This is a genomic window from Tritonibacter sp. AK171, assembly GCF_030127025.1.
Taxonomy (GTDB): Bacteria; Pseudomonadota; Alphaproteobacteria; order Rhodobacterales; family Rhodobacteraceae; genus Epibacterium; species Epibacterium mobile.
This window is the reverse complement of record NZ_CP126134.1, coordinates 179,442-201,211: the sequence shown is the minus strand read 5'-3', so window position 1 is coordinate 201,211 and position 21,770 is coordinate 179,442. Positions and strand designations below refer to the sequence as shown.

Annotated in this window: 17 protein-coding genes and 1 tRNA gene; 1 reads left to right on the top strand and 17 read right to left on the bottom strand. The window is 58.5% G+C overall.

The genetic code is table 11. The annotated features are described in order from the left end of the window. Position 1: 1 nt before the first annotated feature. Positions 2-373: a 30S ribosomal protein S12 gene (rpsL, locus tag QNI81_RS00915; RefSeq protein WP_005621086.1), complete on the bottom strand. Its 372-nt coding sequence runs from the start codon at positions 371-373 to the stop codon at positions 2-4. A gap of 337 nt (positions 374-710) precedes the next feature. Here rpsL and QNI81_RS00910 point away from each other — a divergent pair, with 337 nt between their 5' ends. Then, on the top strand, positions 711-1,517 hold the full coding sequence (locus QNI81_RS00910) for a putative rhamnosyl transferase (protein ID WP_283967069.1): 807 nt from the start codon (positions 711-713) through the stop codon (positions 1,515-1,517). Here QNI81_RS00910 and QNI81_RS00905 read toward each other — a convergent pair. From QNI81_RS00905 to QNI81_RS00830, 16 genes are all read right to left on the bottom strand, one after another. Next, entirely contained in the window at positions 1,496-2,377 is an 882-nt protein-coding gene (locus QNI81_RS00905; protein WP_283967068.1) for a DMT family transporter, read from the bottom strand. The two genes, QNI81_RS00910 and QNI81_RS00905, sit on opposite strands and share 22 nt — an antisense overlap. A 1-nt stretch (position 2,378) precedes the next feature. Next, positions 2,379-3,191, bottom strand: coding sequence for a glycosyltransferase (locus tag QNI81_RS00900; protein ID WP_283967067.1), 813 nt, complete (start codon positions 3,189-3,191; stop codon positions 2,379-2,381). A 164-nt stretch (positions 3,192-3,355) separates the two neighbouring features. After that, positions 3,356-7,588, bottom strand: a complete 4,233-nt coding sequence (gene rpoC / locus QNI81_RS00895; protein WP_110365824.1) for a DNA-directed RNA polymerase subunit beta' — start codon at positions 7,586-7,588, stop codon at positions 3,356-3,358. A gap of 53 nt (positions 7,589-7,641) precedes the next feature. After that, positions 7,642-11,781 (bottom strand): DNA-directed RNA polymerase subunit beta, encoded by a 4,140-nt coding sequence (gene rpoB, locus QNI81_RS00890; RefSeq protein ID WP_283967066.1) that lies wholly within the window; start codon positions 11,779-11,781, stop codon positions 7,642-7,644. A gap of 293 nt (positions 11,782-12,074) precedes the next feature. Then, entirely contained in the window at positions 12,075-12,449 is a 375-nt protein-coding gene (gene rplL, locus QNI81_RS00885) for a 50S ribosomal protein L7/L12 (protein ID WP_005621055.1), read from the bottom strand. A gap of 80 nt (positions 12,450-12,529) precedes the next feature. After that, entirely contained in the window at positions 12,530-13,048 is a 519-nt protein-coding gene (gene rplJ, locus QNI81_RS00880) for a 50S ribosomal protein L10 (RefSeq protein WP_065323902.1), read from the bottom strand. 309 nt (positions 13,049-13,357) lie between these two features. Continuing rightward, the gene (locus QNI81_RS00875) at positions 13,358-14,302 is read right to left on the bottom strand and encodes a glycosyltransferase family 2 protein (RefSeq protein ID WP_283967065.1); all 945 of its coding nucleotides are present in this window, start codon (positions 14,300-14,302) and stop codon (positions 13,358-13,360) included. A gap of 162 nt (positions 14,303-14,464) precedes the next feature. Then, positions 14,465-15,163 carry a 50S ribosomal protein L1 gene (rplA, locus tag QNI81_RS00870; RefSeq protein ID WP_005621045.1) on the bottom strand — a complete coding sequence of 233 codons (699 nt, stop codon included), beginning with the start codon at positions 15,161-15,163 and terminating at the stop codon, positions 14,465-14,467. A 1-nt stretch (position 15,164) separates the two neighbouring features. Then, on the bottom strand, positions 15,165-15,590 hold the full coding sequence (gene rplK / locus QNI81_RS00865; RefSeq protein ID WP_009176390.1) for a 50S ribosomal protein L11: 426 nt from the start codon (positions 15,588-15,590) through the stop codon (positions 15,165-15,167). Between the two features lie 160 nt (positions 15,591-15,750). After that, positions 15,751-16,974, bottom strand: coding sequence for a glycosyltransferase family 4 protein (locus tag QNI81_RS00860; protein WP_283967064.1), 1,224 nt, complete (start codon positions 16,972-16,974; stop codon positions 15,751-15,753). A 115-nt stretch (positions 16,975-17,089) separates the two neighbouring features. Further along, positions 17,090-17,623: a transcription termination/antitermination protein NusG gene (gene nusG / locus QNI81_RS00855; RefSeq protein WP_005621026.1), complete on the bottom strand. Its 534-nt coding sequence runs from the start codon at positions 17,621-17,623 to the stop codon at positions 17,090-17,092. 195 nt (positions 17,624-17,818) lie between these two features. After that, entirely contained in the window at positions 17,819-18,016 is a 198-nt protein-coding gene (secE, locus tag QNI81_RS00850) for a preprotein translocase subunit SecE (protein ID WP_005621023.1), read from the bottom strand. Between the two features lie 340 nt (positions 18,017-18,356). Then, positions 18,357-18,432: transfer RNA gene (locus QNI81_RS00845), tRNA-Trp, on the bottom strand. A 152-nt stretch (positions 18,433-18,584) separates the two neighbouring features. Further along, positions 18,585-19,643 carry a hypothetical protein gene (locus QNI81_RS00840; protein WP_283967063.1) on the bottom strand — a complete coding sequence of 353 codons (1,059 nt, stop codon included), beginning with the start codon at positions 19,641-19,643 and terminating at the stop codon, positions 18,585-18,587. A gap of 211 nt (positions 19,644-19,854) precedes the next feature. Beyond that, positions 19,855-21,030: an elongation factor Tu gene (tuf, locus tag QNI81_RS00835; protein ID WP_074712646.1), complete on the bottom strand. Its 1,176-nt coding sequence runs from the start codon at positions 21,028-21,030 to the stop codon at positions 19,855-19,857. Between the two features lie 113 nt (positions 21,031-21,143). Further along, the gene (locus QNI81_RS00830) at positions 21,144-21,728 is read right to left on the bottom strand and encodes a hypothetical protein (RefSeq protein WP_009177211.1); all 585 of its coding nucleotides are present in this window, start codon (positions 21,726-21,728) and stop codon (positions 21,144-21,146) included. Between the last annotated feature and the right edge of the window lie 42 nt (positions 21,729-21,770).

Below are 21,770 nucleotides of genomic sequence, written 5' to 3'. Positions count from 1 at the left end.
CTTACTTAGGACGCTTCGCGCCATACTTGGAGCGACGCTGCTTACGGTCTTTGACACCTTGGGTATCCAGAACACCACGCAGGATGTGGTAACGGACACCCGGAAGGTCTTTTACACGGCCGCCACGGATCAGAACCACGGAGTGTTCCTGAAGGTTGTGGGATTCACCGGGGATGTAGGAGATCACTTCGAAACCGTTGGTCAGGCGAACCTTCGCAACTTTCCGCATAGCGGAGTTCGGTTTCTTAGGTGTGGTGGTGTAGACGCGAGTACAAACGCCGCGCTTCTGCGGGCACTGCTCCAGGTGCATGGACTTGGAGCGTTTTACTTTCGGCTGACGCGGCTTGCGGATCAGCTGTTGGATCGTTGGCATTCCGGTTATTCCCCGTTTTGCAACACTATGTCATGCACGGCACGCGCCGTGCGGCGAGATCTTCAGCAGCGTCTGCGCAAACGCAAAAACCGCAAACGTTCCCATTCCGAGGTGAACGTCGCGGTGGGTTTACAGAGGGTCCGGGTGAAAAAAGTGCCCTGACCTTGAGCCACTACAGATATGAGTTCGGCGTAAGAGGGACTTCTCCCCCATGCCGGATAGCGCGCGTATATTGAGAGTCGCAGAGCTTGTCAACACATGCCCCTGCTTGCAGACCTTGTCCGGCCGGGTTCGGCCCGCCATAGTCGCGCGTGTTTCTTCATGAGGATTTTTAGTGATGCAAGTCATCGGGCTTTGTCGATTTTCCTATCCTGCCATCGGCGGCTTTCAAGTAGAGCACGACAGCATCGAGGAGCGCATCGCCTTTCTCTACGGCGAGGCCCGCCTTGAAGAGCGCTTTCGCCTGTTTGAAACGGTCGCCCTGCCCTGTCTGCGCGCGCAGACAGATCCCGATTTCGATCTGATCGTCGTCATTGGTGACAGCCTGCCCGCCCATCACGAGGCGCGTCTTCGTGACCTCGTCGCCGGGATGCCGCAGGTCCGGATTGAAAAACACCCCCCAATGCCCCAGCGCGCGGTCATGAAGGACATTCTGAACAAGGCGCGCCGCGATCCGGACAAACCGTGCCTCCAGTTTCGATATGATGATGACGATGCAGTCTCGGTCGATTTCATCGAGCGGTTGCGTGGCACCATTTCAGACTGCCCCGGACTGGTCGCGCGTCATCGCAGCGTGGCGGTCGATTTCAATATGGGTTATGCGGCGGAGTTCGGGGCGAATGGGATTTCTGCGGCGGAAATTCACCGCCCCTATTTTGTCGCGGGCCTTGGCATGTATGTGCGTGGTGGCACTAAACTCACCATCATGAATTTCGCCCATGAGAAGATCCTGCGCTTTATGCCCACCATCACGCTATCGGATGCGCCGATGTTTGTGCGTGGGCTGCATTCTTCCAATGACTCCCGGCAAAAGCGCGTGAAACCCATCCCCGTGACGCCGCTCACGGTCGAGCAGGTCGCAGAGTTCGAGGCACGCTTTGCCATATCCGAGGCAGATGTGCGTCAGGTGTTTTCGGCAACCTGACGTTCGCGCAGCAACGTGAACAAGCCCGCCGCGACCACAATGCCAGCCCCAAAGAGCGTAAGACCGGAGGGAAATTCACCAAACACCAGCCAACCGAGCAGCAACGCCCAAACGAGCCCGGTGTAGCGCAGCGGTGCTACGGCAGAGACCTCGCCGACGCGAATGGTCATCACCGCACAAAGATAGGCCAGCAAGATCAGCACGGCAGTGGCAGACAGCAAGAGCCACTCGCGCCCGCCCACCGGCTGCCAGCTCTCGCCAATACCCAAACCAAGGCCAAACAGCATCACCGAGAACGCCGATAGAAATGTCACGGTGAGCGAAGGCACCGCCGGTGACATCTGCCGCGTTACCAGATCCCTGAGCGTCAGCAGCGCAACGGCCAGCAACGCATAAATCGTCGCCGGACCAAAATCCGCACCACCGGGGCGCACAATCAGCAGCATACCGACAAACCCGAGTGCGATGGCAAGGCTCCGCCGCCAGCCGACCGTTTCCCCAAGGAACAACGCCGCACAGAGCGTCACAGTCAGTGGCAGCATTTGCAGCACAGCCGTGATATTCGCCAGTGGCATCTGCAAAAGGGCCGACAGAAAGAAATAGGTCACAGCCATTTCGGTCGCGCATCGCGCCAGAACCAGCCCCCAGTCACGACGCGAGAGATCAAAGCGCAAGGCACCCATTGCGCGTGCGAGACACAGCAGCAGGACGCTCGCCATCACGCCCCGCACAGTCACGATCTGCCACAAAGGCACGGTTTCTCCCACCAGTTTGACCAATGTGTCGTTGATGGTGAAGAACGCCATGCTGCCCAGCATCAGGAGCGCGCCTTTCTGGTTCGGGCTCAACGATCCTGTCATGTCAGATCGCCTTAAGCGCACGAAGGCTCATGCCAAAATGGGTTTGCAGGTCTGCATCAATCTCGGCCTCGGTCTGCCGCGCCGTCAGCCCCATCATTGCCGGGGTAGAATGGTTGTCACCGTGGACCGTCCGCAAAAAGGATGGAACGGCAATATCCGAAAACAGCGGGTAATGCTGGGCAAACTTGCGGTGATTGTAGCGATAGGGATTGCCCTTGCCCGACACTGGCCGCACCAACGCGGAGCCCGCCGAGAGCGGCGCCCGTTCGCAACTGTCCACCACGACGGGCGGTTGGCCTTCTTCGCGAACAAGGTAGATGCCGCGATTAAAGGCGATGGCAAAAGGTGTCTCGGCGCTTGCCTGCAAGGGGAGAAGCCCCGCGGCGAGCCGTTTGCACCGGGCCACATAGCCGCCGTCCAATGCATCGTCATCATCAAGGCGAAACAGGATACGGTGGCTTTCGCCCTGTTCCGGAATTGCGCCGTAGGCCTCTTTCAGGATTTGAAAGTGGTTCTCCGGCGCAAACTGCAACAGCCGCATGTGATCGTGCGGGGCAAGCAACTCCTGTAGGCGTTTCAACACCGGTTGCGGCAGACGATCAGAGGTCGCCACCACCAAATGGAAATCGGCGTCCCCCTGCCGCACCAAGGAAGGCAGGCACAGCTTTTCAAACAAGTGCAGCCGCAGTGCCATGCGGTCGGGCGCAAAAATCGCCTCAGCGGCGGCGTCCAGATCCGGGTAGCGGTCTGCATTGAAGGTCGGTGTCAGCAGCGAGAAGCGGATGACCCCCACCATATTGAATGTTGCCGCCATCGCGTCGTCTCTCTCCCCCGGCCTTGATCACCAACAGAAACCACGCCCTCGCCCGCTTGCCAAGAGGCTTGGTGCACCGCCTGCCCGGCCCCGCGCACGCAACGAAAAAGCCCCGCGTCACAGTGGACGCGGGGCTTTCTCAATTCAGCAACAAGCCGTCGGGCTTAGTCGCGGCTTTCCGGGGTTTCCACGAGGAAATCCGCATCCGCAACATCATCCGCCATCGGCGCTGCAAGGGCTGCTGCCGCTTCGGCCTCTTCGCGACGGGCCTCAAGGACCACATTGTCGCGCGAGGATGCGATATGGCGCACCTGCTGGGTTGCACCACCGGTGCCCGCCGGGATCAGACGACCCACGATGACGTTTTCCTTCAGGCCGACCAGCTTGTCCTTCTTGCCCTGCACAGAAGCCTCGGTGAGGACTCGTGTGGTCTCCTGGAAGGAGGCCGCGGAGATGAAGGAGCGGGTCTGCAACGACGCCTTGGTGATGCCAAGAAGGATCGGCTCGCCTTGTGCCGGGCGCTTGCCACGGCTGAGCGCCTTCTCGTTTGCCGCGTCGAACTCCTGCTTGTCGACGTGTTCGCCCTTGAGGAGCGTGGTCTCGCCAGAGTCGGAGATCTCCCACTTTTGCAGCATCTGGCGAACGATCACCTCGATGTGCTTGTCGTTGATCTTCACACCCTGCAGGCGATAAACGTCCTGCACTTCGTCGATCATGTAGTTCGCCAGAGCCTCGACACCCATGATGGACAGGATGTCATGCGGCGCCGGGTTGCCGTCCATGATGTAGTCGCCCTTCTGAACGAAGTCGCCCTCGACAACCGGGATGTGCTTGCCCTTGGGCACCATGTATTCCACGGCCTCCATGGACTCATCGGCCGGCTCGATGGAGATGCGACGCTTGTTCTTGTAGTCGCGACCAAAGCGCACGTAACCATCGATTTCGGCGATGATCGCGTGATCTTTCGGACGACGCGCCTCAAAGAGTTCGGCCACACGCGGCAGACCACCGGTAATGTCCTTCGTCTTCGCACCTTCACGCGGGATACGCGCAACAACGTCACCGGCTTCGATCTTCTGACCGTCTTCACAGGACAGGATCGCATCCACGGACATCGGATAGGTCAGCGGGTTGCCAAGGGAGTTGCGGACCGGTTCGCCATCATCACCCACAAGGATGATTTCCGGCTTCAGGTCAGAGCCCTTCGGTGCCGCACGCCAGTCGATCACGATCTTCTGGGTCATGCCGGTGGCATCGTCGGTTTCTTCGCGCACGGCCAGACCGGACACGAGGTCCACGTACTTCGCAGTACCTGGCTTTTCAGCGATGATCGGCAGGGTGTAGGGGTCCCACTCGAACAGTTTGTCGCCGCGCTTGACCTGCTGGCCTTCCTTGACGAACAGCTTGGTGCCGTAGCCCAGCTTGTGGCTGGAGCGCTCTTCACCGTGCTCGTCCTGAATGATCAGCTTCATGTTCCGGCCAATGGTCAGAACTTCGCCGTTGGCGTTGGTGAGCGTGTTCGTGTTCTCGAACACGATCTTGCCCTCTTGGGACGCCTCAAGGAAGGACTGCTGACCACCCTGTGCCACGCCGCCGATGTGGAAGGTCCGCATCGTCAGCTGTGTGCCGGGTTCACCGATCGACTGCGCCGCGATGATGCCGACGGCCTCACCGGAATTGACCATGGTACCGCGCGCAAGGTCACGGCCATAGCACATGGCGCAGACGCCCTCTTCGCTTTCACAGGTCAGCGGGCTGCGGATGCGCATGGACTGAACACCGGCTTCCTCGATCGCGTCCGCCATGCGTTCGTCGATCAACTGACCAGCGGCGACCACGATCTCTTCGGTGCCTGGACGTTTGACATCATCCGCGGCAACACGACCCAGAATACGCTCGCCGAGGGAGGCCACGACCTCACCATCATTGACCGCAGTCTCTGCAGTGATCGCACGCTCGGTACCACAGTCGTGCTCGCGCACGATGCAGTCCTGCGCCACGTCCACAAGACGACGGGTCAGGTAACCGGAGTTCGCCGTCTTAAGCGCCGTATCCGACAGACCCTTACGGGCACCGTGGGTGGAGTTGAAGTACTCCAGAACGGTCAGACCTTCTTTAAAGTTCGAGATAACCGGGGTCTCGATGATGTCGCCGTTCGGCTTTGCCATCAGACCACGCATCCCGCCCAGCTGACGCATCTGCGTCACGGAGCCACGCGCACCGGAGTGAGCCATCATGTAGACCGAGTTCGGTTCCATGTCGGAGCCGTCTTCAGCCTTTTTGACCGCCGAAATGGTGGACATCATGGCTTCGGTGAGCTTGTCGTTACACTTCGACCAGGCATCCACGACTTTGTTGTACTTTTCGCCCTGAGTGATCAGGCCGTCCATGTACTGCTGTTCAAAGTCTTTCACCTGATCGCGGGTGTCGTCGACGATGGTCCACTTGTTGTCAGGGATCACCATGTCGTCCTTGCCGAACGAGATGCCCGCCTTGAACGCCTCGCGGAAGCCCATGGTCATGATCTGGTCACAGAAGATCACGGACTCTTTCTGGCCGCAGTAACGGTAGACGGTGTCGATGACCTGCTGAACTTCACGTTTGCGCAGCAGACGGTTCACCAGTTCAAACGGTGCCTTGGCGTTTTTCGGCAGCAAGGAGCCCAGACGGGCACGGCCCGGCGTGGTCTCAAAGCGTTGGAAGACCTCGTTGCCCTCTTCGTCGATCTGCGGAACCCGCACGGTGACTTTGGAGTGCAGGTGCACAACACCGGCGTCCAGCGCGTGCTGAACTTCATCGAGGTTGCCGAAGACCATGCCTTCGCCCTTCATGCCTTCACGCTCCAGCGTGAGGTAGTAAAGGCCAAGAATCATATCCTGCGACGGAACGATGATCGGCGCGCCGTTGGCAGGCGACAGAACGTTGTTCGTGGACATCATCAGGACGCGCGCTTCCAACTGGGCCTCAAGGCTCAGCGGGACGTGCACAGCCATCTGGTCACCGTCGAAGTCAGCGTTAAACGCCGAACAGACCAGCGGGTGCAGCTGGATCGCTTTACCTTCGATCAGCGTGGGTTCGAACGCCTGAATACCAAGACGGTGCAGCGTCGGTGCGCGGTTCAGCATCACCGGGTGCTCGCGGATCACCTCGTCGAGGATGTCCCAAACTTCGGGACGCTCTTTTTCAACGAGCTTCTTCGCCTGCTTCACGGTGGAGGACAGACCTTTGGCCTCCAGACGCGAGTAGATGAAGGGCTTGAAGAGTTCGAGCGCCATCTTCTTGGGCAGACCACACTGGTGCAGCTTCAGCTCGGGGCCGGTCACAATGACCGAACGACCGGAGAAGTCGACGCGTTTCCCCAAAAGGTTCTGACGGAAGCGACCTTGCTTACCCTTCAGCATGTCGGAGAGCGACTTCAGCGGGCGTTTGTTGGCACCGGTGATGACGCGACCACGACGGCCGTTGTCGAACAGAGCGTCAACGGATTCCTGCAGCATCCGCTTTTCGTTGCGGACGATGATGTCAGGTGCGCGCAGCTCAATCAGACGCTTCAGACGGTTGTTCCGGTTGATCACACGACGATAGAGGTCGTTGAGGTCGGAAGTCGCGAAACGACCCCCATCCAGCGGAACCAGCGGACGCAGTTCCGGCGGGATAACCGGGATCACGGTCATGATCATCCACTCGGGACGGTTGCCCGACTCGAGGAAGGATTCCACGACTTTCAAACGCTTGATGATCTTCTTGGGCTTCAGTTCGCCGGTGGCCTCGGCCAGTTCGGCGCGCAGGTGCTCGGCTTCTGCCTCAAGATCGATCGCCGCCAGCATTTCGCGGATCGCTTCGGCACCGATATTGGCGGTGAAGGCGTCCATGCCATAGGCGTCTTGCGCATCCATGTACTCTTCTTCGGTCATCATCTGGCCGTATTGCAGGTCGGTGAGACCCGGCTCGATGACAACGTAGTTTTCGAAGTAGAGAACGCGTTCCAGATCACGCAGGGTCATGTCCAGCATGAGGCCGATCCGGGAAGGAAGCGACTTCAGGAACCAGATATGCGCAACGGGTGCCGCCAGTTCGATGTGGCCCATGCGCTCACGGCGCACTTTTTGAAGGGTAACTTCAACACCACATTTCTCGCAGACAACGCCGCGATACTTCATGCGCTTATATTTGCCGCAGAGACACTCGTAGTCTTTGATCGGGCCAAAGATACGCGCGCAGAACAGGCCGTCACGCTCGGGCTTGAACGTACGGTAGTTGATGGTTTCCGGCTTTTTGATCTCGCCGTAGGACCACGAGAGAATCCGTTCCGGGCTGGCCAGCGACACCTTGATCTCGTCAAAGACCTTCGGCGGGGTCAGCGGGTTGAACGGGTTATTGGTGATTTCCTGGTTCATTTTGATACCTCAAATCTTGCGGAAGGGGGGACGTGGGGTGAGGGGAAGCCCCCTCACTCCTCAACCTCCGCATCCAGGAGTTCCATGTTCAGGCCGAGGCCACGGACTTCTTTAACCAGAACGTTGAACGATTCCGGTACGCCCGCTTCAAAGTTGTCCTCGCCCTTGACGATCGACTCATAGACCTTGGTCCGGCCGGCGACGTCATCCGATTTCACGGTGAGCATCTCTTGCAGGGTGTAGGCGGCGCCGTAAGCTTCCAGAGCCCAGACCTCCATCTCACCAAAGCGCTGACCACCGAACTGCGCCTTACCACCGAGCGGCTGCTGGGTAACCAGCGAGTACGGACCGGTGGAACGGGCGTGGATTTTGTCATCCACGAGGTGGTGCAGCTTCAAGAGATACTTGATGCCCACGGTCACCGGACGTGCGAACTGCTCACCCGTGCGGCCGTCGAACAGGATCGACTGACCGGACTGGTCAAAGCCCGCGCGCACCAGCGCGTCGTTGACGTCATCTTCTTTTGCACCGTCAAAGACCGGCGTTGCGATCGGCACACCACGGGTGACGTTGCCTGCGGCCTCGATGAGCTGGGTTTCGTCCATGGAAGAGATACCCTCTTCATAGACGTTCTCACCATAGGCCTCGCGCATCGCATCACGCACAGGGGTCAGATCGCCAGTGCGGCGATAGTCCTGCAGCGCGTCGTCGATTTTCAGACCCAGACCGCGTGCGGCCCAACCCATGTGCGTTTCAAGGATCTGACCAACGTTCATACGCGACGGTACGCCGAGCGGGTTAAGGCAGAAGTCCACCGGGGTACCATCTGCGAGGAACGGCATGTCCTCCATCGGCACCACGCGGGAGATAACACCTTTGTTCCCGTGACGACCGGCCATCTTATCGCCCGGCTGCAGCTTGCGCTTAACGGCGATGAAGACTTTGACCATCTTCATCACACCCGGGGGCAGATCGTCGCCGCGACGGACTTTCTCAACCTTGTCCTCAAAACGAGCGTCCAGAGCACGTTTTTGTGCTTCGTACTGCTCGTTCAGAGCCTCAAGGATCTGAGCGTCCTGCTCTTCTTCCAGAGCAAGCATCCACCACTGACCACGGGTCAGCTGGTTGTCCAGCAGATCCTCGTCGATAACGGTGTTGCCGCGCACGCCTTTGGGGCCTTTGACGGCAGTCTTGCCGAGCAGCAGATCCCGCAGACGGGCGTAGATGTTGCGGTCCAGAATGCCGAGTTCGTCGTCCCGGTCACGGGCCAGACGTTCGACTTCTTCACGCTCGATCTGCAACGCACGTTCGTCTTTTTCGACGCCGTGACGGTTGAAGACGCGAACCTCAACAACAGTACCGTAGTCGCCCGGCTTCACACGCAGCGAGGTGTCGCGCACGTCGGAGGCTTTCTCACCAAAGATGGCGCGTAGAAGCTTTTCTTCCGGCGTCATCGGGCTTTCGCCCTTCGGTGTGATCTTACCCACGAGGATATCGCCCGGCTCCACATCGGCACCGATGTAGACGATGCCCGCCTCGTCGAGGTTGCGCAGGGCTTCCTCACCGACGTTCGGGATATCGCGGGTGATTTCTTCCGGCCCAAGCTTGGTGTCACGGGCAGCAACTTCGAATTCCTCGATGTGGATCGAGGTGAAGACGTCGTCACGCGCGATACGCTCGGAGATCAGGATGGAGTCCTCGTAGTTGTAACCGTTCCACGGCATAAACGCGACGACCACGTTTTTACCGAGAGCCAGTTCACCCATATCGGTGGAGGGACCATCTGCGATCACTTCGCCCTTCTCGACCGTCTGACCCACTTTCACCAGCGGACGCTGGTTGATGCAGGTGTTCTGGTTCGAGCGCTGGAATTTGCGCATGCGGTAGATGTCCACGCCTGCGTCGCCCAGCTCCAGATCGGAGGTTGCACGGATAACGATACGCTGAGCGTCGATCTGGTCGATCACGCCTGCGCGCTTCGCCATGATCGCCGCGCCAGAGTCGCGCGCCACGATTTCCTCGATCCCGGTGCCGACCAGCGGCGCTTCTGCGCGCAGCAGCGGAACCGCCTGACGTTGCATGTTCGAACCCATCAGAGCGCGGTTAGCATCGTCGTTTTCAAGGAACGGAATGAGCGAGGCCGCAACAGAAACCAACTGCTTGGGCGAAACGTCGATCAGGTCAACGCTCTCGTTCGGGGCCAGCGTGTAGTCGCCCGACTGACGGGTGGACACGAGGTCGTTCACAAAACGGTTGTCGTCATCGAGGTTGGCGTTCGCCTGCGCCACGGTGTGACGCATTTCCTCGGTGGCGGACATGTAGTGAACCTCATCGGTCACCTGTCCTTCTTTCACCACGCGATACGGGGTCTCGATGAAGCCGTATTTGTTCACGCGGGCAAAGGTCGCCAGCGAGTTGATCAGACCAATGTTCGGACCTTCCGGCGTTTCAATCGGACACATCCGGCCATAGTGGGTCGGGTGAACGTCGCGCACCTCAAAGCCAGCACGCTCGCGGGTCAGACCACCGGGGCCAAGCGCCGAGAGACGGCGTTTGTGGGTGACTTCCGACAGCGGGTTGGTCTGGTCCATGAACTGCGACAGCTGCGAGGAGCCGAAAAATTCACGCACAGCCGCGGCAGCGGGCTTGGCGTTGATCAGGTCCTGCGGCATCACGGTGTCGATCTCGACAGAGGACATACGCTCTTTGATCGCGCGCTCCATGCGCAGCAGACCAACGCGGTACTGGTTTTCCATCAGTTCGCCAACGGACCGCACACGACGGTTGCCGAGGTGGTCGATGTCGTCGATGTCGCCCTTACCATCGCGCAGTTCCACCAGCGCCTTGATGCAGGCGACGATGTCTTCTTTGCGCAGGGTCCGCTGGGTGTCTTCTGCATCCAGAGCCAGACGCATGTTCATCTTCACGCGGCCAACGGCAGAGAGGTCATAGCGCTCGCTGTCGAAGAACAGAGTGTCAAACAGCGCGGAGGCCGCTTCGACGGTGGGCGGCTCGCCCGGACGCATCACGCGGTAGATGTCCATGAGCGCGGTGTCGCGACCCATGTTCTTGTCTGCCGCCATGGTGTTGCGCATGTAGGGGCCGACGTTGACGTTGTCGATGTCCAGAACCGGAATGTCGGTGATACCCGCATCCAGCAGTTCCTTGACGGTACCACCGATGATGTCGCCGTCTTTGTCATACTCGAGGGTCAGCTCATCGCCAGCCTCGACGTAGATCGCGCCGTTTTCTTCGTTGATGATGTCCTTGGCGACATATTTGCCAACGATATGCTCGAAGGGCACCAGAAGCTCGGTGATGGTGCCTTCGTCGATCATCTTCTTGACCGCGCGCGGGGTCACTTTCTTGCCCGCTTCGCAGATGATTTCGCCCGTGGCGGCATCTACGAGGTCATAGGTCGGACGGGTGCCACGCACACGTTCGGGGAAGAAGGGCGTGACCCAGCCGCGCGACTTCTCAAGCTTGAAGTCGACGGTGTTGTAATAGGCATCCATGATGCCTTCCTGGTCGAGACCCAGCGCATAGAGAAGCGTGGTCACCGGCAGTTTGCGGCGACGGTCGATGCGGGCAAAGACGATGTCTTTGGCATCGAACTCAAAGTCGAGCCAGGAGCCGCGATACGGGATGATGCGGCACGCAAACAGCAGTTTACCGGAAGAGTGGGTTTTGCCCTTGTCGTGGTCAAAGAACACACCCGGTGAGCGGTGCATCTGAGACACGATCACACGTTCGGTGCCGTTCACGATGAACGTACCGTTCGGGGTCATCAGGGGCATATCGCCCATAAAGACATCTTGTTCCTTGATGTCTTTTACCGATTTCGCACCGGTGTCCTCGTCGACATCGAACACGATCAGACGCAGCGTGACCTTCAGCGGTGCCGAATAGGTCATGTCGCGCTGCATACATTCGTCGACGTCGTACTTGGGACGCTCAAGCGCGTAGTTCACGAACTCCAGAACGGAGGTTTCGTTGAAGTCCTTGATCGGGAAAACCGATTGGAACACGCCTTTGATGCCTTCGCCGTCAAGCGGCTGAGGTTCATCGCCGGAGCGCAGGAAAAGATCATAAGAAGATTTTTGAACCTCAATGAGGTTCGGCATATCCAGCACTTCGCGGATCTTGCCGTAATATTTGCGAAGACGTTTCTGGCCAAGGAACGTTTGAGCCATGTCAGAGTTCACCTTTCAGAGTTCTCAACAAACAAGGCAGCCGCCGGGCCCCGGCACCTCATCCGTCAGAGACAGCGTGGTCTGGATCAATTCATGGCCACCGTCCCGAATGGCGACCTCCCGATCCAACGAACCTCGCCTGAAAAAAGGGCCACCACACTTAGGTGAAAAGGCCCCTTTCTGAGACAGGTTCAGCTGGACCCGGGTTTCCCCGGATCCAGCCAAATGATTTGAGGCCTATAGAGCAGAAGTTCCCGCAGGAAATCCAGCCCGAATGTCCTCTATCGAAGGGCTTAAGCCAGCTCGACTTCGGCGCCAGCTGCTTCCAGCTTGCCTTTGATGTCTTCGGCTTCGTCTTTGGAAACGCCTTCTTTGATCTTGCCGCCGGCTTCAACGAGCTCTTTGGCTTCTTTGAGGCCCAGGCCGGTGATGCCGCGGACTTCTTTGATGACGTTGATTTTGGATGCGCCGGCGTTCTTCAGAACGACGTCGAATTCGGTTTTCTCTTCCTCAGCAGCTGCTTCGCCGCCTGCAGGACCAGCCATCATCACTGCGCCGCCAGCTGCGGGCTCGATGCCGTACTCGTCTTTGAGGATGGTTTTCAGTTCTTGTGCTTCCAGCAGGGTCAGACCAACGATGCTTTCCGCGAGTGCTTTCAGATCAGCCATTGTATTAGCTCTTTCCGTTTACAGATGTGTGTTCCAACGTGGGTAATGTCACCCTACGCCAGTCATTAAGTGCCAACCGCTTACGCAGCTTCCGCCTTCTCTTCGATGGTCGAAAGAATGCTTGCGATGTTGCTTGCAGGTGCGCCAATTGCGCCGGCGATGTTGGAGGCCGGTGCGCCGATGCAGCCAACGATGGAAGCAATAAGCTCCTCGCGGGACGGCATTTTCGACACGGCTTCAACGCCTGCGCGGTCAAGAGCGTTCTCGCCCATTGCACCGCCAAGGATTTCGAACTTCTTGTTCTCCTTGGCGAAGTCCTCGGCCACCTTGGCTGCTGCCACGGGGTCCTCGGAATAGGTCAGAACGGTCATCCCTGTCAGCAGGTCAGACATGCTTTCACACGGCTTACCCTCGAGGGCGATTTTGGCGAGCCTGTTTTTGGCAACACGCACGGAGCCGCCCGCGTCACGAGCACGTGCGCGAAGGTCCTGCATCTCGGCAACTGTCAGACCGGTGTAGTGGGCTACGACCACCACGCCAGAGCTTTCGAAGATCTGGCCGAGTTCCTCGACCACTTTCTCTTTCTGGGCTCTATCCACAGTTCTCTCCAAATTAGGGGCAGATGCCCCGGCTCATTTTCTGCCACACCCCGAAAGGTATGGCGGTCAAGTCCGTTTTACGGGGTTTCAGCCAAAGTCGCCCGAGAGTCGAAAAACCCTCGATCTTTCATTGGTCCTACCCGTCTCAGGAGGGAAATTAAGGCCCGATCGACAGGCCACCCACCATCTTGGACGAAAAGGAGAAAAGCGCACGACGAATCGCACGCTTTGCTCCGTGGAGGCTACATAGTCCTGCGGGTCATGATTTCCAACCCCTAAACGACACATCAACCCATCGGGTATGTGTCATCAAGGCGCGTCGATGCGTTCCAGATCGATGCCGAATTCTCGCTGCACCAGCGCGGTCAAACCCCACTCGAGCCGCAAAAGCGCATCCTCCCGTTCCAGATGCGCCACCTGATCAGGGCGTAGCGCATGAAGGCGAGAGAACAGATCCCGCAATTCCTCTTCGCGTTGTGAGGAAGCCAGTGCCGCCTCAATGCGCTCTGTCAGCGGATCGGTAAAGCCGCGCGACCCGCAGCGCCATGCCAGCTTGTTACGCCAGATTTCAAAATCGGCCCCGATCATGTGCAGCAAATGCGCGCCATCACGATGATCGAGCAGAACCTCTTCTCCCGCCTCCACGGTGCCAGCACGCGGCCAATGTTGGCGCAGCTGCAATCCCGCGACACCGCACCGCACGAAGGATTTCCCCTGCGGATGTCCCACCAGACCGGACCGTTTGGGGCCAAAAAGTTTCGCATCCGTGCCGTAAACCGATTTGCGTACATCATAAGCCATGGGGCGGCGGAACAAAGTCTCGCCCACCCCTTCAGGCGCAATCACACGCTCTGCCGTGATGACCCGGATCGACAGCGCCTGCCCGCCTTCTTGCTGCAGCACATCCGCTACACCGCGCCCCTCGAAATACATGAACTCATCCGCATCGACGTTCAGCAGCCAGCCGTCAGGATATTGTCCATAGATCCATGTCAGCGCTGCATTCTGGCGTTTGACAAATGCGCTCTCGGCTGTGAGGCCAAGCGATTGCCAAAATGCCGGGGTGCAGGGAATGCAACGCACGCGAGGATGTTCGGAGAGGGCTTCAATCGCTGGGTCATCAGGATTGTCAAAACAGATCGTTAGCTCGTCAGCACCCAGCGCGAGATACCACGCACAGAACTTCAACACCTCTTTGAGAGGTTCATTCATGATGGCGCCCACGCGCCAAACCTGCGTTACAGTTGGTGCCATTTCCGCACTCATTTCACTCGTCATTTTGCCAATCAGCACTTTCTGCCTGATCGCCCTATCGGCGCCGGATTCCTTGCCGTTTTCTCACTATACGGAGATCTTGCGCAAAAAAAGGCGACACCGAAGTGCCGCCTTTCTTTTCTCAAACATGGAAGGGTCCGATTACTCGGAAACAGCGCCGTCCACGTCAAGTGTCACGCCCGGGCCCATGGTGGAGGACAGGACGATCTTTTTCATGTAGGCACCTTTGGCACCGGTCGGCTTCGCTTTGGCCACTGCGGACACAAATGCGCGCACGTTTTCAGCCAGTTTGGCTTCGTCGAAGGACGCTTTGCCAACGCCTGCGTGCACAACGCCACCTTTTTCAGCTTTAAACTGAACTTCGCCGCCCTTGGCTGCTTCCACGGCCGCTTTCACGTCCATGGTCACGGTGCCAACTTTGGGGTTCGGCATCAGGTTGCGCGGGCCGAGGATCTTACCCAGACGACCGACGACGGGCATCATGTCCGGGGTTGCGATGCAGCGATCAAATTCGATGGTGCCGCCCTGGATGGTTTCCATCAGGTCTTCTGCGCCAACGATGTCTGCGCCAGCGGCCTGCGCTTCTTCAGCTTTGGGGCCACGTGCGAACACAGCAACACGCATGGTTTTGCCGGTGCCGTTGGGCAGGCCAACAACGCCGCGCACCATCTGGTCTGCGTGACGGGTGTCAACACCGAGGTTCATCGCGATTTCGACGGTTTCGTCGAATTTGGTGTTGGCGTTTGCCTTCACCAGTGCGACGGCTTCCTCGATCGTGAGGTTCGATTTGCCTGCGAAGGCTTCGCGCGCTGCGCGGGTACGTTTACCGAGCTTTGCCATCTTACTTCACCTCGATGCCCATGGAGCGGGCGGAGCCCAGGATGATCTGCATCGCGGCGTCGATGTCGTTCGCGTTCAGATCTTTCATCTTCGCTTCGGCGATCTCTTTCACCTGAGCGGCAGTGACGGTGCCTGCGGTCTCACGGCTCGGGTTGTTCGCGCCGGATTTAATCTTCGCAGCCTTCTTCAGGTAGTAAGACGCGGGCGGCGTCTTGATGTCCATGGTGAAGGACTTGTCCTGATAGTAGGTGATCACGGTCGGGCAAGGAGCGCCGGGCTCCATGTCTGCGGTCTTGGCGTTGAACGCCTTGCAGAATTCCATGATGTTGATGCCGCGCTGACCCAGCGCCGGACCGACCGGCGGGGACGGGTTTGCCTGACCTGCAGGAACCTGCAGTTTCATCGAACCAACAAGCTTCTTAGCCATGTGGTTGTCTCCTTTTCAACAGCTTTTGGGCGCGCCCAAGAGCTCTTTTACGTTGCGTGGTTCGACCCATCACGTCGCGACGCTTGGGCCTCCCACAAGAATCACGCCCGGTTAAGGAACCGGGCAGATTGGCGGCTGATACGCCCCCTTGCTGCAGGAATCAACCCCCGGCGCTGCGCTTTGCGCCTTGATCATGCGCATCATGCGCCGCAAGGGCTGCGGCGTACCAGCTCTGTGCTACCTGCGCCCATGGAAACGCGGCCTCGGCCTTGATCCGCGCTGTTTTCGACAGGGCCTCGGCGCGTTCCGGCTGTTGCGTCAACTCTACAATCGCGGCAGCCAAGTCCCGTACCACCTGTGCCGGATCATGGGCCTCGACGAACAGCGCTTCGTCATCTGTGGCAAGCCCAAGCGGGCCGCCCCAGCGCAACGGCACCACCGGTAGGCCAATGGCCATGCATTCCTGCACAATAATGCCATTGGCCTCCTTGAGGCTCGGGAACAGCAGCGCACGATATTGGCCCAGCTCCTGCGACAGATCCTCATGCGCGAGCCAGCCTGCAAATGTCACCCGCTCAGAGAGGCCCAGATCCCGCACCAGAGCCTCCAGCGCGGCACGTTGCGGCCCATCCCCATATAGCGTGAGCCGCGCCTCCTCTGGGGCTTGAGACAGCGCACGAATAGCCAGATCTGCCCCCTTGTAGGGCACCATGCGGCCAATCCAGACAAAATGCGCCGGGTTTTCAGCCGGGCACACACGGGGCCGCGCAAAGAGGTCATCGCTGAGCCCGGCGTCCCAAACATCTCGCATCCGAGCCTCGGGACAGCCCGCCCAGCCCAACGCCTCTCGCGTGCGCATGTAGCCCGAAACCAGCACCCTGTCGGCGCGCGCAAACTGGCGAGAGACCAGTCCCAGAGCCTTTTGCAGAGGGCGATAGATGCGCTGCTGCAGTCGCAGGCTTTTTTCCGCGAGATGCTGGAACCCTTGCGGATAGAAGATATTGCCCGAAAGCGGCCCGATCACATAGCGATAGCCCTTTGGTGGGAAACGCTGCTCCACCGGTGAGATCGGACATAAGTAATGGATCACCACCTGTGCGGGATCAAAGCCGCGACAGATCCGGGCGACCTCCACATGGAAGAAACTGTTCACAAATCGCGCCAGACCCGGCGTGCGCCAGCAGGTTTTCATCATGGCGCTGTCGCGCACATAGATCACCCGATCCGCTGGCAACTCCTCGGTCAATGCATCACGGCAGCGTTCGTGGGTGATGAGGGTTGCGTCGCGACCATCTGCCAGCAGTTGCTGCATGTATTGCAGCGCCTTCATCGCCTCGCCCCCCATCGTCAGGGCAGCATTCGTCGACACGACGAGCAATTTCATGGACGCAAAACTCCAGTGAACAAAACAAAATCGGCCCCACTCTAGGGGCCGATCGTCAGGTTCCCAATGGGAAATGCGATGTGATGTCCGGCATGTGTGCCGAAACAGGCGTGGATTACACCTGTTTGGTGACCTGCGTGAAGTCCAGCTCCACCGGGGTCTCGCGACCAAAGATCGACACGGTGACCTTGAGTTTCTGGTTCTCGTCGTCCACGCCTTCGACCATACCGTCGAAATCCTCGAACGGGCCGTCGTTGACTTTGACCTTCTCGCCCACCTCGAAGGAAATGAGCGTGCGCGGTGCCTCAACACCTTCTTCGACGCGGCCCAGAATGCCCTGCACCTCAGCGTCGCGCATTGGCATCGGGCGACCTTGCGGGCCGAGGAAGCCAGTGACGCGGTTGATGGAGGAAATCAGGTGATAGCCCTGATCGGACATCTCCATATGCACCAGCACGTAGCCCGGCATGAAGCGGCGCTCGGTCGAGACTTTTTTGCCACGACGAATTTCGATCACTTCCTCAGTGGGAACCAGAACCTCGTCGATCTCGTCCTCAAGACCCTGCTCCACGACTGCGGTGCGAATCTGTTCTGCGATTTTCTTTTCGAAGTTCGAAAGAACGCTGACCGAATACCACCGTTTCGCCATGAACCTGCTCGTCCTTCTTGTTCCCTGCGGGCCTGTGCCGCGAAATATCTCCGTGCAGCCATTGGCTGCGGTCCAACAAAAATCGGCGTGCGAATCGCCGCACGCCTCATCCAGTATCGGCTGAACTATCCCTCTGAGCAGGCAAGATCAAGAGGCAACGGCACCACAACAACTGCAGCACATCAAATGCCTATCTTAGCCAAAGATCCCGTAGATGCCGCTCAGACCGGTGCGGATCAGCAGATCCACCACTGCAAAGAACGCCGCAGCCAGTGCCGCCATGATGAACACCATGACCGTGGTCAGCAGAACCTCGCGGCGAGTCGGCCAGACAACCTTGCTGACTTCTGCGCGCACCTGCTGGATGAACTTAACGGGATTGATGGTGGCCATAGGGCTCTCGCACTCTCTCTTGTCGACTAGGAGGGCGATCTACCCGAGAGCGGTGGTAAATTCAAGGCCCGCCGCTCGGATGGAGCGCCTCTGCGGCCAATTCAACCTCAATTTCTGAAAACCACAGCTTGAATCCACCGAGCCGCGAAAATCTCACCTGTGTCGCACAAGGGCGTTCCACGGCTCCGCAGTCGCCTGAAACGGGGCAAGATCCATCACCATCGCCTGCTTTGACCGCGATCAATTCGTTGGAAGTATCTGGCAACATCGGAAAAAATCACAAGTGCCCAACATAGAGGTGATGGGTCAGCGGTGAATTTTCTGATGTCATTGATTTTAATGGCAGGGGCAGCAGGGTTCGAACCCGCGACCTACGGTTTTGGAGACCGTCGCTCTACCAACTGAGCTATACCCCTGTGGTGCGGCGTTCCTAAGCGAGTGCGCCAGAGGACGCAAGAGAGAAGTTCGCATTTTTGCACTTGCCAGCACGCGCACGGATCAATGACCTCAGGTATCGTACCGCGCATTCCGGAAATAAGGCGATGTCAGCACCGATTCCGTCTCTGGTTTATGCCGAAAACAGACCCATCGCCTTTCGCTTGAGGCGGTACGCCCAGCGCCGCACGAAAGGCCAGCGCGGGCCGAAATCGCCATCCACCATTGTTTTGACCAGAGGCTCAACACGCTCAGCGGGAAACTCCAGTTCCTGCTGGGCGGCGTAGCGGTCGAACATGGTTTCAGCTGGAACAACGTCCTCCCACGGTGCGCCAAAGTGTTCTGCGGCGACCGCTGCGGTTTGATGGGAAACTCTGTGACGTATATTCTCGGCATATGCGTTGTCACAGCCAACAAAACCCGTCTCAAACCCCTCAAGTTTGGTCAAGACCGACTTAAACTCCAGACGCCTGCGGCGGCGCTCCGGTGCAGTGATGTCAGAGGGCAAACGCGCATATATTTCCCGAGCGACATGGATCGCAAAGGGCCCCATGCTTGGGTTTTGAACAGAAATAGCCTGGGGCTGGCATCGATCGATTTCTTCGCTCGAACGGCCCATCGCCTCCAGAAACACATATTCCAACGCTTTGCTGTCGCGACGAAAGGGCAAGGCAATCACCGGTGCGGCAGCGGCGAAAAACTCTATGCGTTCCGCATAGTTGCAATACCCCTGCTTGAGCTTTTCCTCTGCGTAGTCCTCAAAAGAGCAGCCTGCATTAAAGCGTTTGACCGCCTGAACATAGAGAGAGTTCAGATAGGCGGGTGGATCGCGCAGAAAGATAATGAACCTTGTCTCCAACCCAAGGTCGGCAAAGAAGCGCACTAAGCGCCTGACATGTTCTGGCGCCTTCATCCGGTCACTGAAAGTCTCCGAAGAGATCACCACATCGCCCGAGGTTTCTGCAACAATATCTGCAAGCTGCGCCCATGACTCGGTCTCGGACAATGTGTCAGGTGCAGTGCGCGCCTCTAGCGCCAGCACTTTATGTGCAGCATCTTTTGGCGTCAGGCCTATGTCGGGATACACGATCCCAAGTTGTGCGAGCGTATTTGCATTCTTGCGCATCCAGCTTTGCAGATAGGTCGTGCCAGTCTTGTGCGTACCGATATGGACATATGCTGTGCGAGGCAAAAAATCGTCTTTCCGTTTTCATATCCACCAGAAGTCCAATGTGGCGATCTGGCGAAAACACCCATTTTTCATGTGTATGCACAGCCTTGAGCACCGAGGCAAGGCATCCCGGCGCCAAGGCCCAGAACGCGCAAAAACATGAGAAAAGGGCCTCCCGTTGGGAGGCCCTCTCTATTATCACTCGCCGTTTAAATCAGGCGAGGCTCTTCGCTTACGCGAGGATCTTGGACACAACGCCCGCGCCAACGGTGCGGCCGCCTTCGCGGATCGCAAAACGCAGACCGTCTTCCATCGCGATCGGGGCGATCAGTTCAACTTCGAACTTCAGGTTGTCGCCCGGCATCACCATCTCGGTGCCGGCAGGCAGAGTCACGGTGCCGGTCACGTCGGTGGTGCGGAAGTAGAACTGCGGACGGTAGTTCGCAAAGAACGGCGTGTGACGGCCACCTTCTTCTTTGGTCAGAATGTAGGCTTCTGCCTCGAATTTGGTGTGCGGGGTCACGGAGCCCGGCTTACACAGAACCTGACCACGCTCAACCGCTTCACGGTCGATACCACGCAGCAGCGCGCCGATGTTGTCGCCTGCTTCACCACGGTCCAGCAGTTTGCGGAACATTTCCACACCGGTACAGGTGGTGGTGGTGGTGTCTTTGATGCCAACGATTTCGATGTTGTCGCCAACATTGATCACGCCACGCTCAACACGACCGGTCACAACGGTACCACGGCCAGAGATCGAGAACACGTCTTCGATCGGCATCAGGAAGGGCTGGTCAACAGCGCGCTCAGGGGTCGGGATGTACTCATCCACAGCCGCCATCAGCTCTTTGATCTTCTCTTCACCGATGTTGGCGTCACGGCCTTCCATCGCCGCCAGAGCGGAACCTGCGATGATCGGGATATCGTCGCCGGGGAAGTCATAGGAAGACAGCAGTTCGCGGATTTCCATTTCGACGAGCTCGAGGAGCTCTTCGTCGTCGACCTGGTCCACTTTGTTCATGAACACGACCAGCGCGGGAACGCCAACCTGACGCGCCAGCAGGATGTGCTCGCGGGTCTGGGGCATCGGGCCGTCTGCTGCGTTCACAACCAGGATCGCGCCGTCCATCTGCGCCGCACCGGTGATCATGTTTTTCACATAGTCAGCGTGGCCGGGGCAGTCGACGTGTGCGTAGTGACGCGCGTCGGTTTCATATTCCACGTGGGCGGTGGAGATGGTGATACCGCGTGCTTTTTCTTCCGGTGCGCCGTCGATCTGGTCGTATGCGCGGAAGTCGCCGAAGTATTTGGTGATTGCTGCGGTCAGCGTGGTTTTACCGTGGTCAACGTGGCCAACGGTGCCGATGTTGACGTGCGGTTTATTACGCTCAAACTTTTCCTTTGCCATTCCTTAGGCGCCCTTTTGAAAATTGGGGGGTCCGACCGGACCCGGTTTCCTCTGCGCGCGCGGCTTATTTGGTTTGCGCGCAAAAATCAAGCGGTTCGTTCTTGACAAACGCGCTATCCGCTGGCCGCGTCGGCGGCGTTCTCAACCACATCCGCCTCACGCGCATCAAACCAGCCGTTTTCCTTATGCTGTTCAACCATCCAGGTTTCGATGGCCCTGACCGCATTGCGGGCCAGACCCTGCATCTGCTCTTCACGTGTGCGGGCATGGCCCGACCCAACCAGGAAGCTCTCTCCCGAGGTGGTTTCAAAAACGGTGAAGGTTTTGGGCTCTGTGTTCAGCTTCTTATTCGCGGCGTCGTCCCAGACGGTGACATTTACCGCAAGCACGGATTTCGGGCTCAGCACCAGAGGCACACCGCCGGGAGCGACAAAATACCCCTCTACGCTGATGCCAAAGTGATAAAGCTGATCGCCCTCATACTGAGAAAATCTTGCGGACACTTCATTGGTCAGCAGATCGACCCATTCCTGCGCCTCCACCGGACGGGAGCCGGGTACCATCTGCACCTTGGGCGCGACCACGATATTGTGGCCGAGTTTGTAGCTGCCAAGGTCGCGCAGCTCATCGTCGGGGCTGGGCGGTGTACAGGCTGCGACAAGAACGGTCAGGGCCAGAAGGGCTATCGTGCGCAACATCAAATCTCTCTATCTCGCTCTCGGATCAGGGTGGCCAAGTGA